The organism is Candidatus Halobonum tyrrellensis G22, from assembly GCF_000495475.1.
GTDB classification, from domain to species: Archaea; Halobacteriota; Halobacteria; order Halobacteriales; family Haloferacaceae; genus Halobonum; species Halobonum tyrrellense.
In genome coordinates this window covers 54601-66863 of the sequence record NZ_ASGZ01000029.1, presented here as the reverse complement: position 1 = coordinate 66863, position 12263 = coordinate 54601, and the positions used below count along the sequence as shown (strand labels likewise).

Genomic DNA, 12263 nt, shown 5'->3' with positions numbered 1-12263 from the left:
TGGCGGCCCCGCGTGGCTCACAGCCCCGGCCGCCCGTCGAGGCCGAATGGGAAGGCGCTTAATCCTCCCGCGTCGACCCACTCGCATGATCGCCATCGTCGGCGGCGGCATCGCCGGGCTCTCCGCCGCGCGCCGACTCCGCGAGCGGGGGTACGACGTTCGGGTGTTCGAGGCCGGCGGGCCGGAGGCGCTCGGCGGACTCGCGCGCACCTACCCGACCGCGGGCGACGACGTCGAGCAGTTCTACCACCACCTCTCGAAGTCCGAGGAGACCATCGTCGAACTCGCCGAGGAGGTGGGCGTCGGCGACGACCTGGAGTGGCTGGTCGGGAAGAACGCCTACTACGTCGACGGCGAGACGTACCCGATGGACACGCCGTGGGAGATACTCGCCTTCCCCCACTGGAGCCTCTACGACAAGTTCCGGCTCGGAATGTTGACGCTCGACGTGGACGTGCGCGGCGGGGTGCCGTCGTTCGACACGTACGAGCGGCTGGAGGACTTCGAGCACCAGTCGGCGGTGGAGTTCGCCCGCGAACACACCACCGAGAACGTCTACGAGACGTTCTTCGACCCGCTGCTCGACGCCAAGTTCGGCTCGCGAAAGGGGGACGTGAGCGCGGCGTGGCTGCTCGGCCGGATCAAGTTCCGCGGCGAGCGCGACCTGTTGCGCGGGGAGATACTCGGCTACTTCGACGGCGGCTTCCGCACGCTCGTCGACGCGCTGGTAGCCGACGTGGGTCGCGAGCACATCGAGACGGGCGCGCGCGTGACGGGGCTGACCACCGAGGCGGGTGCGGTCTCGGAGATAACCGTCGACTCCGACGACGAGGAGGGCGAGCGGACGGAGGCCGTCGACGAGGTGGTGGTGGCGGCGATGCCGAACGTGCTCGAAGAGCTGTCGGGCTACCCCTGCGACATCGACTTTCAGGCGGCGGTCTGCGCCGTCGTCACGATGGAGAAGGAGCTCACCGACACCTACTGGCTCAACGTCGCCGACGACGCGCCGTTTGGCGCGCTGGTCGAACACACCAACTTCGTCCCGCCCGCGCGCTACGGCGGCGACCACCTGCTGTACGTCGCCAGCTACGTCCAGTCGCCCGACGAGTGGCTCTGGGAGGCGAGCGACGACGAGGTGGAGGAGCGGTGGCTCGACCACCTCGCCGAGATGTTCCCGGGGTTCTCGCGGCGGTGGGTGAGCGACTTCCGGCTGGCGCGCGCGCCGCGGGCCGCGCCCGTCTACGAGCGGGGCTACCTCGACCTGGTCGTGCCGTACGACCTGGGCGAGGAGGTGGCGGAGGGGCTCTACTACGCCGGCATGGCCAGCCGCGCGCAGTACCCCGAGCGCAGCCTCGACGGCGGCGTGGTCGCCGGCTACGAGTGCGCCGACCGCATCGACGCGCGACACGGCTGAGTCGCTCCTTCCCGGTGATCGGGGACGGTCCGGGAGACGTTCGGCCCGGCGGACGAGCGGCAGGCGGTGAGAGCCGAGTACGACTCGACGACCCGTATCGTGCCGTCTGCCAGAGAGCATACAGGGCTTCGAGCCGAACCCACTACTGCCATGTCGGAGCTACCGAACGGTCAGGCGACCATCGTGTACGAGGACCCCGACGAGGGGAAGACGGAGGTCACGGTGAAGAACAACCAAGTGGTGTACGTCCGCGACCACTGGGCGGTCAAGTCGGGTACGGACGACGAGGGGAACGACGTTATGAAACAGATCCCCACCAAGCGCGTCCACTACGTCGAGCGGAACGTCCAGCAGTTCGAAGAGGAGATAAACACCGTGCGTCACCGCGTGGAGTCGCTCGCCGACGAACTCCGACAGAAGCTCCCGATGGACATCGGCCAGTCGGGACAGTCGTCGGGGAGCGGCAGCCAGGGCGGTTCCTCGTCGGGGAGCGGAAGCAAGGGCAGTTCCTCGTCGGGGAGCGGGAGCCAGGGCAGTTCCTCGTCGGGGAATCAGGACCAGTCGTCACAGAGCGAGAGCGGGAGCGGGCGGTAACCGCCCCGTGGGCGCGGCGCCGGTCGAACCGGACCGACTAGGCGCTGCCCCCGTCCCGTGACTCGTCGGCCACGCCGACGGCCTTCTCGACGTCCACGTCGGCGGGTTCGCTCCCGCCGCCGACGGACACCTCGCCCGTCTCGTCTTCGACGTACACGTCGTCGGAGAAGCCCGCGACCGCGTTCTCGAACGCGCCGTCGGCCCGCTTGTCGGGCGTCGCGGGCGCGTCCGCGATGCCGTCGGCGGGTCGGAACTCGCCGAGCGGGTCGTCGATCGTGATCCCGTGGAGTTCGAAGAACCGCTCGTAGCGCCGGTAGTGCTCCTCCAGTTCGTCGTCGGGGATCTCCATCATCTCCACCCAGCCGTGGTTGAAGAAGTCGAAGTTGGCCTGCGCGTGGGTGACCTCGCGGGCCTCCGCCTCCGGGAAGCCGGCTTCGAGCGCCGCAACGTACGTGTCCATCGTCGCCTCGAAGAAGTCGTCGAGGTGGTCGCGCCGCTCCTCGCGGCGGGCCTCGTCGGCCTTGTCGAGGAAGATACTGGTGTGGAGTCGCACCATGGCCGCGACCGTGACCGACCTGAGGCCGGGCGTGGTGAGCGCCTTCTTCGTCGCCCAGTGGCGCGCGTTCTGTCGGATCTTCATCGTCGGCCGCTTGGGCGCGGACGGGCATAAGCGGTGGGCCGCGACCGAATCACCCGACGGCGGCCACCGGGGGTGAGATAAATGATACTCGGATAGCAACCCACATTAACCCCCGCTCCGAACGGGGCTGTATGAGCGAGTCGTTCGTCATCATCGGCGACGGGATCGCGGGTAGTTCCGCCGCCGAGACCCTCCGCGAGGAGGCACCGGACGCCGACATCACCGTGATCACGGACGAGGGGGAGTCCCTCTACAACCGCATCCTCATCAAGGAGTTCGCCAAGGGGAAACTCCCCGAGGCGCCCATCTCCATCCACGACGAGTCGTGGTACGAGGAGCGGGAGATCGACCTCGAACTCAACACGCTCGTGGTCGACGTTCGGACGGACGACCACGAGATCGAGACCCACGAGGGGGACGTCTACGAGTACGACAAACTCCTGCTGTCGATCGGCGGGACGCCCCAACAGCTCCCGGTGGAGAACTCCGACGCCGACGGCGTCCACCACTTCTGGACGTTCCAGGACGCCCGCGCGATCCGCGAGTCGGCCGACGCCGCCGACGACGCCGTCATCGTCGGCGCGGGGCTGCTCGGCATCGACTTCGCGGCCATCTGCGGCGCCCAGGAGATCGAGGGCAAGTACCTGATGCGGGGCAACCGCTGGTGGCGGTACGCGCTCTCGGAGGAGGGCGCCGACCTGATGCACGAGGCGATGCTCGAACGCGGGGTCGAACCCGTCTTCGACTCCGGCGTCGACCGCTTCGAGACCGACGACGACGGCCACGTGGTCGCGGCGGTCGACCCCAACGGCGACCGCTACGAGTGCGACTTCGCGGGCGTCGCCATCGGCCTGAACATGAACACCGAGATCGTCGAGGACACCGACGTCGAGACCGACGACGGCATCCTCGTCGACGAGTACATGCGGACCAGCGTCGACGACGTGTTCGCGGCGGGGGACATCACCCGCTTTCACGACGTCATCCTGGGCGAACGGGCGCAGAACGGCGCGTGGGGGTCGGCGAAGGAGCAGGGCACCATCGCCGCGCGCAACATGCTCGATCCCGAGTCGGAGGAGTTCCGCTGGGTGTCGTCGTACTCGATCACCCACTTCGACTTCCCGTTCCTCTCCTTCGGTCACCCGACGCTCGGCGACGACGAGGTCATGCGGAAGTTCGGCGACGAGGAGTGGCGGCGGCTCGCGCTCAAGGACGGCAGGATCGTCGGCGGCGTCCTGATCGGCAACCTCGCGCCCCAGTCGGGGTACAAGAAGCTGATGCGCGAAGGGGTCGACGTGAGCGGCCAGAAGGAACTCCTGATGAGCGAGGACTTCTCGATCGACGACCTCGAACAGGAAGCGGCCGCGGAGTAGCGTCCCGCGTCGTCCGGTCGCACGCGGTCGGTTCGCACGTCTTCTCGGACCTGTCGGCTCGTTCGGTCGTTCGTCACTCGCCGACCGCGAGCCACATCGCCCGCGCGCCGGCGGGGGCCGTGGTCCTTACACACAAGGGGGAAGCCACGGTAAGATTTAAGGAATACTGTGCCATATGGTACCTCGTGACACGACAGAGGGAGCGACTGACGGTCCGGCGCACCGACGAGGTGCCGGAGACGGCGACGGTCCGGCACGTGGACCAGTTGTCCGAGGGGACGCTGGAGGAACTGGTCGGCATGGTCGACGGCGAACCCCGACCGGTCGCCGGTGTCGAGGCGGGAGAGGTCGTCGTGTTCACGTCGTATCTGGCGGTCGTGCGGGCCGACCCACGGCGCGACGGACGCACGGGCGCGGCCGAGTCGGTCGAGACGGCCGAACCGGTCGAGGCGGACGACCGGCGTGCGGACGCGGGTCCCGTGGGCTGAACGGGCGGACGATCGGATCGGGCGGCGGTCGACGGCCGGGGAACCACGGCGGGGGCGCGGACCCGGGGAACCCGCGGTCCCGCAACCGACACCGTTTTCGGCGGCTCCGACCCATCGAACGTATGGACAGCGGCGGGTCGACCGACATGACGCTCGCGTTCGAGTTGGAGGCGCTGAAGTCGCTCGCGGACCCGAACGCGGTGTTCAACGACGCGCGCGGGTGGACGGAGTACGTCGGCGTGGTCTCCGAGCAACCGACGTACGTCGTCACCAACTTCACGCGGAAGCACCGCGTCCGACAGGACTTCTTCTCGGGACCGCGCGGGGTGAAGGAGTCGCTCGAGAACGTTCGAAAGCAGTTCGAGACCGACCGACACGTGTTCGTCGGCACCGGCGACGACGACCGGGCGGTCGCCGACGAGTCGGGGTGGGAGTTCCTCCCGGTCGAACAGGCGGCCGAGGCGGCCGGGTGGACGGTCGCGGCCGCCGACGAGGAGGCGGACCCGTTCGAGGAGGAGGAGGCGCGCGACGACTGGCCCTGAGCCGGACGGCCGCGGACGCCGCCCGAACCGCGAGATATCGGGGGGTTCTCGCGGGTGCGCCTTTCGAAAGCCCTAATCGGGTCCCAGCCGTGTAACTTTCCACGAGATGAGTCACCAGCTGCCGGACGTGCAAGCCAGTCGCCCGGACGTGACGGTCGGACTGAGTCAGGTCGGGGTGACCGGGGTCGAGAAACTGGTGAAGGTCGACCGCGGCGGGGACCGCCCGCTGGTGTTCATGGCCGACTTCTCCGTGTTCGTCGACCTGCCCGGCGAGCGGAAGGGGATCGACATGAGCCGGAACATGGAGGTGATCGACGAGGTACTCGAAGACGCCACCCGCGAGGAGGCGTACCGGATCGAGGACGTCTGCGGCGACGCCGCCGACCGCCTACTGGAGAAACACGACTACACCTCGATGGCGGAGGTACGGATGACCGCGGAGTTCGTGCGCCGCGAGCAGACGCCCGCCTCCGAACGCGAGACGCAGAACGCCTCGACGGTGATCGCGAGCGCGACCGCGACCGAGGAGGGCACCCGCGAGGAGATCGGCGCCGAGGTGACGGGGATGACCGTCTGTCCCTGCTCGCAGGGGATGTCGGAGTCGCGCGCCCGCGAGACGCTGGAGGAACTCGACGTCGACGGGGGGACGATAGACGAGTTCCTCGACGAGGTGCCCCAGCCCGGCCACTCCCAGCGGGGGCACGCGACGCTCACGTTCACCGCCGACGGCGCGCCCGAGGTGGACCTCCTCGACGTGATCGACACCGCCCGCGACGCGATGAGCGCGCGGATCTACAACTACGCCAAGCGGCCCGACGAGGACCACATGACGTACGAGGCGCACACGAACGCCAAGTTCGTCGAGGACTGCGTGCGCACGATGGCCGAGGACGTGATCGACCGGTTCGGCAACCTCGACGACGACGTGGTGGTCCGGATGAAGCAGTCGAACGACGAGTCGATCCACCAGCACAACGCCCACGCCGAACGCGACGTCCGGATGGGGCGGCTCCGACGCGAACTCGACGGCGAGCGGGCGTACGGCGACGACTAGGCTAAAACGACAGCGGCTCGGACTCCTCCCACCGACGCCGGACCGTCTCGCGGGCGTCGCTCGCGAAGTCGGGGTCCGTCAGGTCGATCATCGCGAACGACTCGTCGGGGTCGACCGGACTCGGGACCTCCATGCACACCTCGTTGTCGTCGACCAGCGTGAACGTCCCGCGGAGCCGCGGGGTCGTGCGCACCTCGAACTCGGGGTGGGCGGCCATCCGGTCGGCGTAGCGCTCGCCGACGCTCGCGGGCAGGGTCGCCGGGAGGTCGTCCGACAGCAGAAGCGAGACGGAGACGCCGCGTTCGAGCGCCGCCTCCAACTCCTCGGCGACGCGTTCGCCGACCGCGCCGATGTCGAGCCCGGAGGTGGGCGTGGCGGCGATCATGACGACCCGGTCGTCGGCGGCCGCCAGTCGTTCGAGGAGGAGGTCGGCGGTGTCGTCGGCGCCGACCGCGGCGGTCCAGAACTGCTCGTCGACCGGTTCGCCCGGTTCGAGTTCCGCGGAGAGCTCCTCGACGACCTGCTCGTACTGTTCGGCCTCCTCCTCCAACTCGCGTCTGCGGTCGGCGAGCAGGCGGTCGAGCGCCGCGTCGGGTTCGACCGCGAGGTACTTCTTGGGTCGGCTCGCCGCCTGGCTCCGCGCGAGTCGGTGGCGCTCCAGGCTGTTGAGCACGTCGTAGACGCGACCCATCGGCACGTCGCTCGCGGCGGACAACTCCTTGGCGGTTGCCGGCCCGGTCTCCAAGAGCGCCCGGTACGCGCGGGCTTCGTACTCCGACAGCCCGAGGTCGCGCAGGTCGGCCATACCCGGTCGTCCGGGGCGGGCGACAAAAACGCACCGGCGGTTTATTCGTCCCGGGGATCGCTCGACCGCCCACCGCGCCCCCACCGTGTCCCTGTCACGCCCTACCGCCTCTCTGTCACGACTCTACCGCCTCCCTGTCGCACCCCTACCGTCTCCCTGCCACGACTCTACCGTGTCCCTGCTACGGCCCTATCGCGGCCCTGCTGCGGCCCTACTCGCTGACTGCGGAGACGCGTGCCATCAGCGCGTCGGGCGACTCCGCGGGGTCGAGCTCCCGGCCGCGGAGGCTGGCGGTGCCGTCGGGCGTCCGGTCGGAGTCGGGGACGACGGTCTTCTCGTGGTCGGCGACCCGGAGCGCCGCGCGGTGGAGCTCCGACCCCGCGGGTGCGGCCACGTCGACGACGAGGGGGTCGCGAGTGAGGCGGGCGGCGACGCCGCCGAAGCCGGCGACCTGCGCGCCCATCCGTTCGGTCGCGCCCGCGAACGCGCCGACAGCCTCCCGAGCCCGTTCGCGGTAGCGCTCCTCGCCGGTCAGCGCCGCGAGGTCACAGAGCGCGTCGGCGAACTCGACGGTGTCGTCGATGGGGTACAGCGGTTCGTCGAGCAGCCCCGGGCCCTCGGCGGGGCCGTCGCGGAACGCCGCCCGGTCGCCGAGTCGGTCGAGCGCGCGGTCGGCGACCGCCGCGGCGCGGTCGGTCCCCTCGCCGAGCACCGTGCCGGCGCGCGCGAACGCCGCGACCACGCGGGCGGCGTCCGCGAGCAGGTCCGCCTCGCCCGTCTCGTCGGTCTCGCGGTAGCGGACGACCCGGCCGTCGTCGTCCACGAGGTCGTCGCGGAGGTACGACAGCGCGCTCTCGGCGGCGTCGCGGGCCGCCTCGTCGTCCGTGTACGCGTAGAGGGTGAGGAGCGCGTCGACCGCGAGCGCGTTCTCGCCGGCGTAGGCGGTGAGGTCGCGTCGGTCGCCGTCGGGACCGACGCTCCCGCCGAACGCGAACCCGGACCACAGTTCCTCGCGGAGGAAGCCCGCGGCGTCGGCGGCCGTCTCGCGGTACGACTCGTCGCCCGTGTAGAGGTAGGCGTTGGCGAACGCGCGCACCAGCGCGGCGTTGTCCGCCAGCAGTTTCTCGCGGTGGGGGTCGCTCCAGTCGCGCGCGCCGGCGTAGCGGAACAGGCCGCCGTCGTCGTCCGCGAGGTTGCGGGTGACGGCGCCGAGCGTCTCGGTCGCCTTGTGCCGGTCGCGCTTGAGCGCGAACTCGACGGTCCGGGGCATGGGGAACTTGGCGTCGGTGCCCCAGCCGGCGAACTCGGCGTCCCACTGGTCGTCGAGTTGACCCGCGAGGTGTTCCTCGATGTACGGACCCACGGGACCGGCGGGCGTCTCCTCGCCCGAGAGCGCGCGCGGGACCCGGCCCGCGGTCTCCCCCTTCGCGTCCCACGTCTCGCGCACCCGGTCGAGCACCGAGCGGAACCCGTCGGGACCGATGTACGTCGCGCCGGTGAGTATCTCGCCCGACGGCGTGGTGAACACGACCGAGGGGAACCCGCCCATATTGTACCGCTCGCGGACGCGCGGGTGCCGGTCGACGTCGACGCGGACCGGGACGAACCCGTCGGAGACGTTGGCCGCGATCCGCGGCTCGCCGAACGTCTCGACGGCCATCCGGTGGCAGTCGTCACACCACGTCGCGGTCAAGAACAGCAGCACGGGCGCGCCCAAGCGGTCGGCCGCGGCGAACGCGCCGGGACCCCACTCGCGCCACTCGACGCGCGTCTCGTCGTTCATACTCGCCGTCGGGGGTCCGGGGGGGTAAAGCCGACGCTCGCGGGTCGCGTGCGTCGGCTCCAGCGCCGGCGGCGCGCCGGGTGCGGCCCCGCCGACGCGGCGTTCCGGGCGCCCTCGGCCCGCAAGGGATATAGGCCGTCCTCGAAAACCCCGACTATGCGCACTCGGTATCTCCTCGTCGCCCTCCTCGCCATCCCGCTGGTCGACGCGGCGTTCCTCGTGTGGGTCGCGGGCGAGATCGGCGCGGTGAGCACCATCGCGCTCGTCGTCCTCACGGGGCTGGTCGGGATGTTGCTCGTCCGCGCCGAGGGCCGACACGCGATCCACGGACTCGAACGGAAACTCGCGCGCGGCCAGCCGCCGACGAGCGAACTGCTCGACGGGGCGCTGTTGGTCGCGGCGGGTGCGTTCCTGCTCACGCCGGGGCTGGTGACCGACACCGTGGGGTTCCTGCTGGCGATCCCGCCGACGCGCTACCCGATCCGCGAGGCGATCAAGCGGTACGTCGTCGTCCCGTACATCGACCGCCGGACCGACGGTCTCGCGAGCGGCGTCGCGTGGACCGGCGGCTTCCCGGGCCCCGACGGCGGGCCGGGCGCGGCCGGCAGCGGCGGCCCGGGAGCGGGCGGGAGCGGCGGGTCGTCCACCACCGCCGGCGGCGCGAACGCCGAGTCGGGAGCGGGGTCCGCCGGGTCGGGCGGGCAGGGCGACGACGTGGTCGACGTGAACTACTCGGTGGACGACAACGAGTCACAGGACCGCAGGACGTGACGGCGACGCCGAACGGAAACGCTTAACCGGGGTCGTCCGCAACTCGGAGATGCGCTCACCTGGGCCAATAGCTCAGTCAGGTTGAGCGCTCGGCTGATAACCGGGAGGTCCGCGGTTCAAATCCGCGTTGGCCCACTACTCCGCTTCGGCGGGGGATTGGGGCCGGGAACTCCCCAGCCAACCAATCTCGTATCTCACACCCGCGAGCCGACGGCTCGTCGTTCTCTCATTGGGTCCACCGCTCCGACTGGTACCTCGCGTACAGTCCGCCGACGACGGCGACGCCGGACGCGACGACCGCCGACAGTCCCGACCCCGCGGTGGTCCCACTACTCGCGGCACGGCCGACGCTGCCGTCGGGGCGCCGGGACGCCAACCCTCACGTGTCTCGCTCCCCTCGTCCACCTATGGGTTCGCTCAACCCCGACTTCGGAGACGACACGGTGATCGTCACGGGCGGCAGTTCCGGCATCGGCCGAGCGGTCGCACTCGCGTTCGGCGAGGCGGGCGCGACGGTGATCAACGCCGACGTGCGCGCCGACTCGAAGAACCCCGACGCGGACCGCCCCACCCACGAGGCCATCCGGGAGGGAGGCGGCGACGCGGAGTTCGCCGAGACGGACGTCTCCGACCCCGCCGAAATCGAGTCGGTCGTGGAGGCGGCCCGCGAGTACGGCGGCGTCGACGTGATGGTGAACAACGCGGGCGTGTACACCAAGCGGCGCTTCCTCGACGTGACGCCCGAGGAGTTCGAGGAGGTCCACGCGGTCAACGCCCGCGGGGCGTTCTTCGGGACGCAGGCGGCCGCCCGCGACATGGTCGACCGGGGGGAACCCGGCTGTGTCGTCAACACCTCCTCGGACACCGAGGGGCGCGCGTCGTGGGACCACTCCCACTACGCCGCGACGAAGGGTGCGATCCGCGCGATCACCCGGAGCGCGGCGCTCGAACTCGCCCCCGAGGGCGTCCGCGTCAACGCCGTCGCTCCCGGTCCGGTGGCGACCGAGATCCGCGAGGGCTGGTCGGAGGAGGCCTCCGAGATAAGCGGCGAGGGGGAGACGCCGACCCCGCCGCTCCGGGCGGCGTCGCCCGACGAACTGGCGGGCGCGTACCTCTATCTCGCGAGCGACGACGCCTCGTACGTCACCGGCGAGACGGCGTGGGTCGACGGCGGCGGCCGTATCGCCTGAGCGGCGGCGAGTCGCCGGTCGCGTCGCTCGCGTCGTCGTCGGTCGGAGCGCGGTCGGTCCCGCGCGTTCGGTCCGACGCCGCCGCTCCGACGTCGTCGAGTGTGGAGAACGGGAGAGAGATGGCCGCGGCCCCGGTCGAACCGACCGGGGGGCGGCGCGGTGTAGTGTGGGTCCGCGGTTCGTGTCGACGCCGGGCGCCGCGCGCCCCGCCCGACACCGAACTGTCGTGTGGCACTCGTCCCGACGGCGACCTCGTAAAATAACGTTGCGCCCCGGTTTTCAGACGGGATAACGACGGGTCAGAACCCCTCGCGGAGGAACGTCGGCTCCGGCGGGAACGCGGCCGCGAGCGTCGCCAGCGCCGGCGCGTCGGCCGTCAGGTCGCCGAGCGCGTCCAGCCGCGGGGCGGCGTGCGAGCCGACGGCGAGCCGCGAGAGCGCTCCCACCCCGAGCGACACGTCGGGGTCGGCGTCCGTCGGCTCGCACGCCGCCGTCCCGCCGCCGACGGTCAGCCGGAACCGGCCGTCGTTCCACGCGCAGGTGTCGTCCGCGACGTCGAGGACGACCGACCCCTCGGCGTCGGCGGGGTACGCGAGCGAGTCGAGCGCCGCCGGCACGTCGACCAGTCGGACCATCGGTCCCGGGCGGACGCTCGTCTCGGCCGCCCGCGGGTCGTCGAGTTCGTCGAACAGCCGGAGGTCCGCCCGCCCCTGGAGGCGGACGGTCGACACCTGCGAGTCGTGGTTGCGACAGAAGCGGAGCAGGTGGCCGCGCGCCTCGCGGTCGACCGCTGCGAACTCCGAGACGGAGAGCCGCCGCCCGTCGGCGTCGTCGGCGTCCTCGACGGAGTAGACGAGGTAGCCGCGCAGGTCGCCGTCCTCCCGCTCCCAGCCGTACGCGAACGGGTCGGTCTCCCACCCCTGGAACACGCGCGTGCGCCACCACTCTTCGGTGCGGTCGAGCGCGAGCGCCTCCGTCGCCGCCTCGGCGTGGACCGCGTCGAGCCGTTCCCAGTCGTCGGGCGCGAGGCGGACGAACTCGCCGGCCGCGGGCGGACACGCAGGGCCGAGGTCGCTCGGTGGGACGTCGACCCGGGCGTAGTCGTTCGCGCGCGCGTAGCCCAGTCGCGCGTAGAACGGGTACTCGAACGGCCACAGCGCCGCGAACGCGACGCCGTCGTCGCGGAGTTCGGCGTGGAGCGCCGAGAGCATCTCCCGGACGAGCCCCCGCCGGCGGAACTCGGGCGGCGAGGCGACCGCGGAGACACCGCCCACGGGACGGAACCCGCCGCGGATCCGCGCGGAGAAGTCGTGGTAGCCGCAGACGACCGCCAGGTCGGCCGCGTCGAGGTCCGCCTCGGGCGTCCCCGGCGGGACGTCGTAGAGGCCGCGCCGGGCGTAGCCGGCCGGGCGGTCGGGGGCGTCGCGGTCCGGGTCGGGACCCCGCTGGGGGGCGAACGCGTACGAGAGGGCCGCGCGATACGTCTCCTCGTGGTCGTCGGGGACCGGTCGGTACTCCATGCAGTGGGTGGCGCGAGCGGGGGCAAAACGGTTGCGCGTCCGTCCGGCGGGGCGACGCCCGTCGCGGGCGCGGGCGGCGGCGGGCCGAC

Annotated in this window: 12 protein-coding genes and 1 tRNA gene; 9 read left to right on the top strand and 4 right to left on the bottom strand. The window is 71.2% G+C overall.

The window, feature by feature from the left end:
• Positions 1–85: 85 nt before the first annotated feature.
• Together K933_RS09365 and K933_RS09360 are read left to right on the top strand one after the other, a co-directional pair.
• Positions 86–1414, top strand: coding sequence for an NAD(P)/FAD-dependent oxidoreductase (locus K933_RS09365; protein WP_023394484.1), 1329 nt, complete (start codon positions 86–88; stop codon positions 1412–1414).
• A 150-nt stretch (positions 1415–1564) separates the two neighbouring features.
• Positions 1565–2008 carry a hypothetical protein gene (locus K933_RS09360; protein WP_023394483.1) on the top strand — a complete coding sequence of 148 codons (444 nt, stop codon included), beginning with the start codon at positions 1565–1567 and terminating at the stop codon, positions 2006–2008.
• Positions 2009–2045: 37 nt separating this feature from the next.
• Here K933_RS09360 and K933_RS09355 read toward each other — a convergent pair whose 3' ends face one another.
• A complete protein-coding gene (locus K933_RS09355; protein WP_023394482.1) occupies positions 2046–2648 on the bottom strand; it encodes a DUF6149 family protein in 603 nt (200 codons plus the stop codon).
• 131 nt (positions 2649–2779) lie between these two features.
• Here K933_RS09355 and K933_RS09350 point away from each other — a divergent pair, with 131 nt between their 5' ends.
• The 4 genes from K933_RS09350 to mptA all read left to right on the top strand — a co-directional run bounded on the left by K933_RS09350 (position 2780) and on the right by mptA (position 6105).
• Entirely contained in the window at positions 2780–4021 is a 1242-nt protein-coding gene (locus K933_RS09350; RefSeq protein ID WP_023394481.1) for an NAD(P)/FAD-dependent oxidoreductase, read from the top strand.
• A gap of 185 nt (positions 4022–4206) precedes the next feature.
• A complete protein-coding gene (locus K933_RS17960; protein ID WP_023394480.1) occupies positions 4207–4509 on the top strand; it encodes a hypothetical protein in 303 nt (100 codons plus the stop codon).
• Positions 4510–4631: 122 nt separating this feature from the next.
• Positions 4632–5051 (top strand): DUF7124 domain-containing protein, encoded by a 420-nt coding sequence (locus K933_RS09340; protein ID WP_023394479.1) that lies wholly within the window; start codon positions 4632–4634, stop codon positions 5049–5051.
• 106 nt (positions 5052–5157) lie between these two features.
• Complete coding sequence (mptA, locus tag K933_RS09335; protein ID WP_049947739.1) at positions 5158–6105, top strand: GTP cyclohydrolase MptA; 948 nt, start codon at positions 5158–5160, stop codon at positions 6103–6105.
• Between the two features lies 1 nt (position 6106).
• Here mptA and K933_RS09330 read toward each other — a convergent pair whose 3' ends face one another.
• Together K933_RS09330 and K933_RS09325 are read right to left on the bottom strand one after the other, a co-directional pair.
• Complete coding sequence (locus K933_RS09330; protein ID WP_023394477.1) at positions 6107–6910, bottom strand: TrmB family transcriptional regulator; 804 nt, start codon at positions 6908–6910, stop codon at positions 6107–6109.
• A gap of 211 nt (positions 6911–7121) precedes the next feature.
• Complete coding sequence (locus K933_RS09325) at positions 7122–8693, bottom strand: DUF255 domain-containing protein (RefSeq protein WP_023394476.1); 1572 nt, start codon at positions 8691–8693, stop codon at positions 7122–7124.
• Positions 8694–8849: 156 nt separating this feature from the next.
• Between K933_RS09325 and K933_RS09320 the strand changes: the two genes are divergently transcribed.
• The 3 genes from K933_RS09320 to K933_RS09310 all read left to right on the top strand — a co-directional run bounded on the left by K933_RS09320 (position 8850) and on the right by K933_RS09310 (position 10654).
• Positions 8850–9464 (top strand): FxsA family protein, encoded by a 615-nt coding sequence (locus tag K933_RS09320; RefSeq protein WP_023394475.1) that lies wholly within the window; start codon positions 8850–8852, stop codon positions 9462–9464.
• Between the two features lie 61 nt (positions 9465–9525).
• Positions 9526–9599: transfer RNA gene (locus K933_RS09315), tRNA-Ile, on the top strand.
• 272 nt (positions 9600–9871) lie between these two features.
• Positions 9872–10654, top strand: a complete 783-nt coding sequence (locus K933_RS09310; RefSeq protein WP_023394473.1) for an SDR family NAD(P)-dependent oxidoreductase — start codon at positions 9872–9874, stop codon at positions 10652–10654.
• A gap of 299 nt (positions 10655–10953) precedes the next feature.
• On the opposite strand, the gene K933_RS09305 is transcribed toward K933_RS09310, so the two are convergent.
• Positions 10954–12174 (bottom strand): GNAT family N-acetyltransferase, encoded by a 1221-nt coding sequence (locus tag K933_RS09305; RefSeq protein WP_023394471.1) that lies wholly within the window; start codon positions 12172–12174, stop codon positions 10954–10956.
• Positions 12175–12263 lie beyond the last annotated feature (89 nt).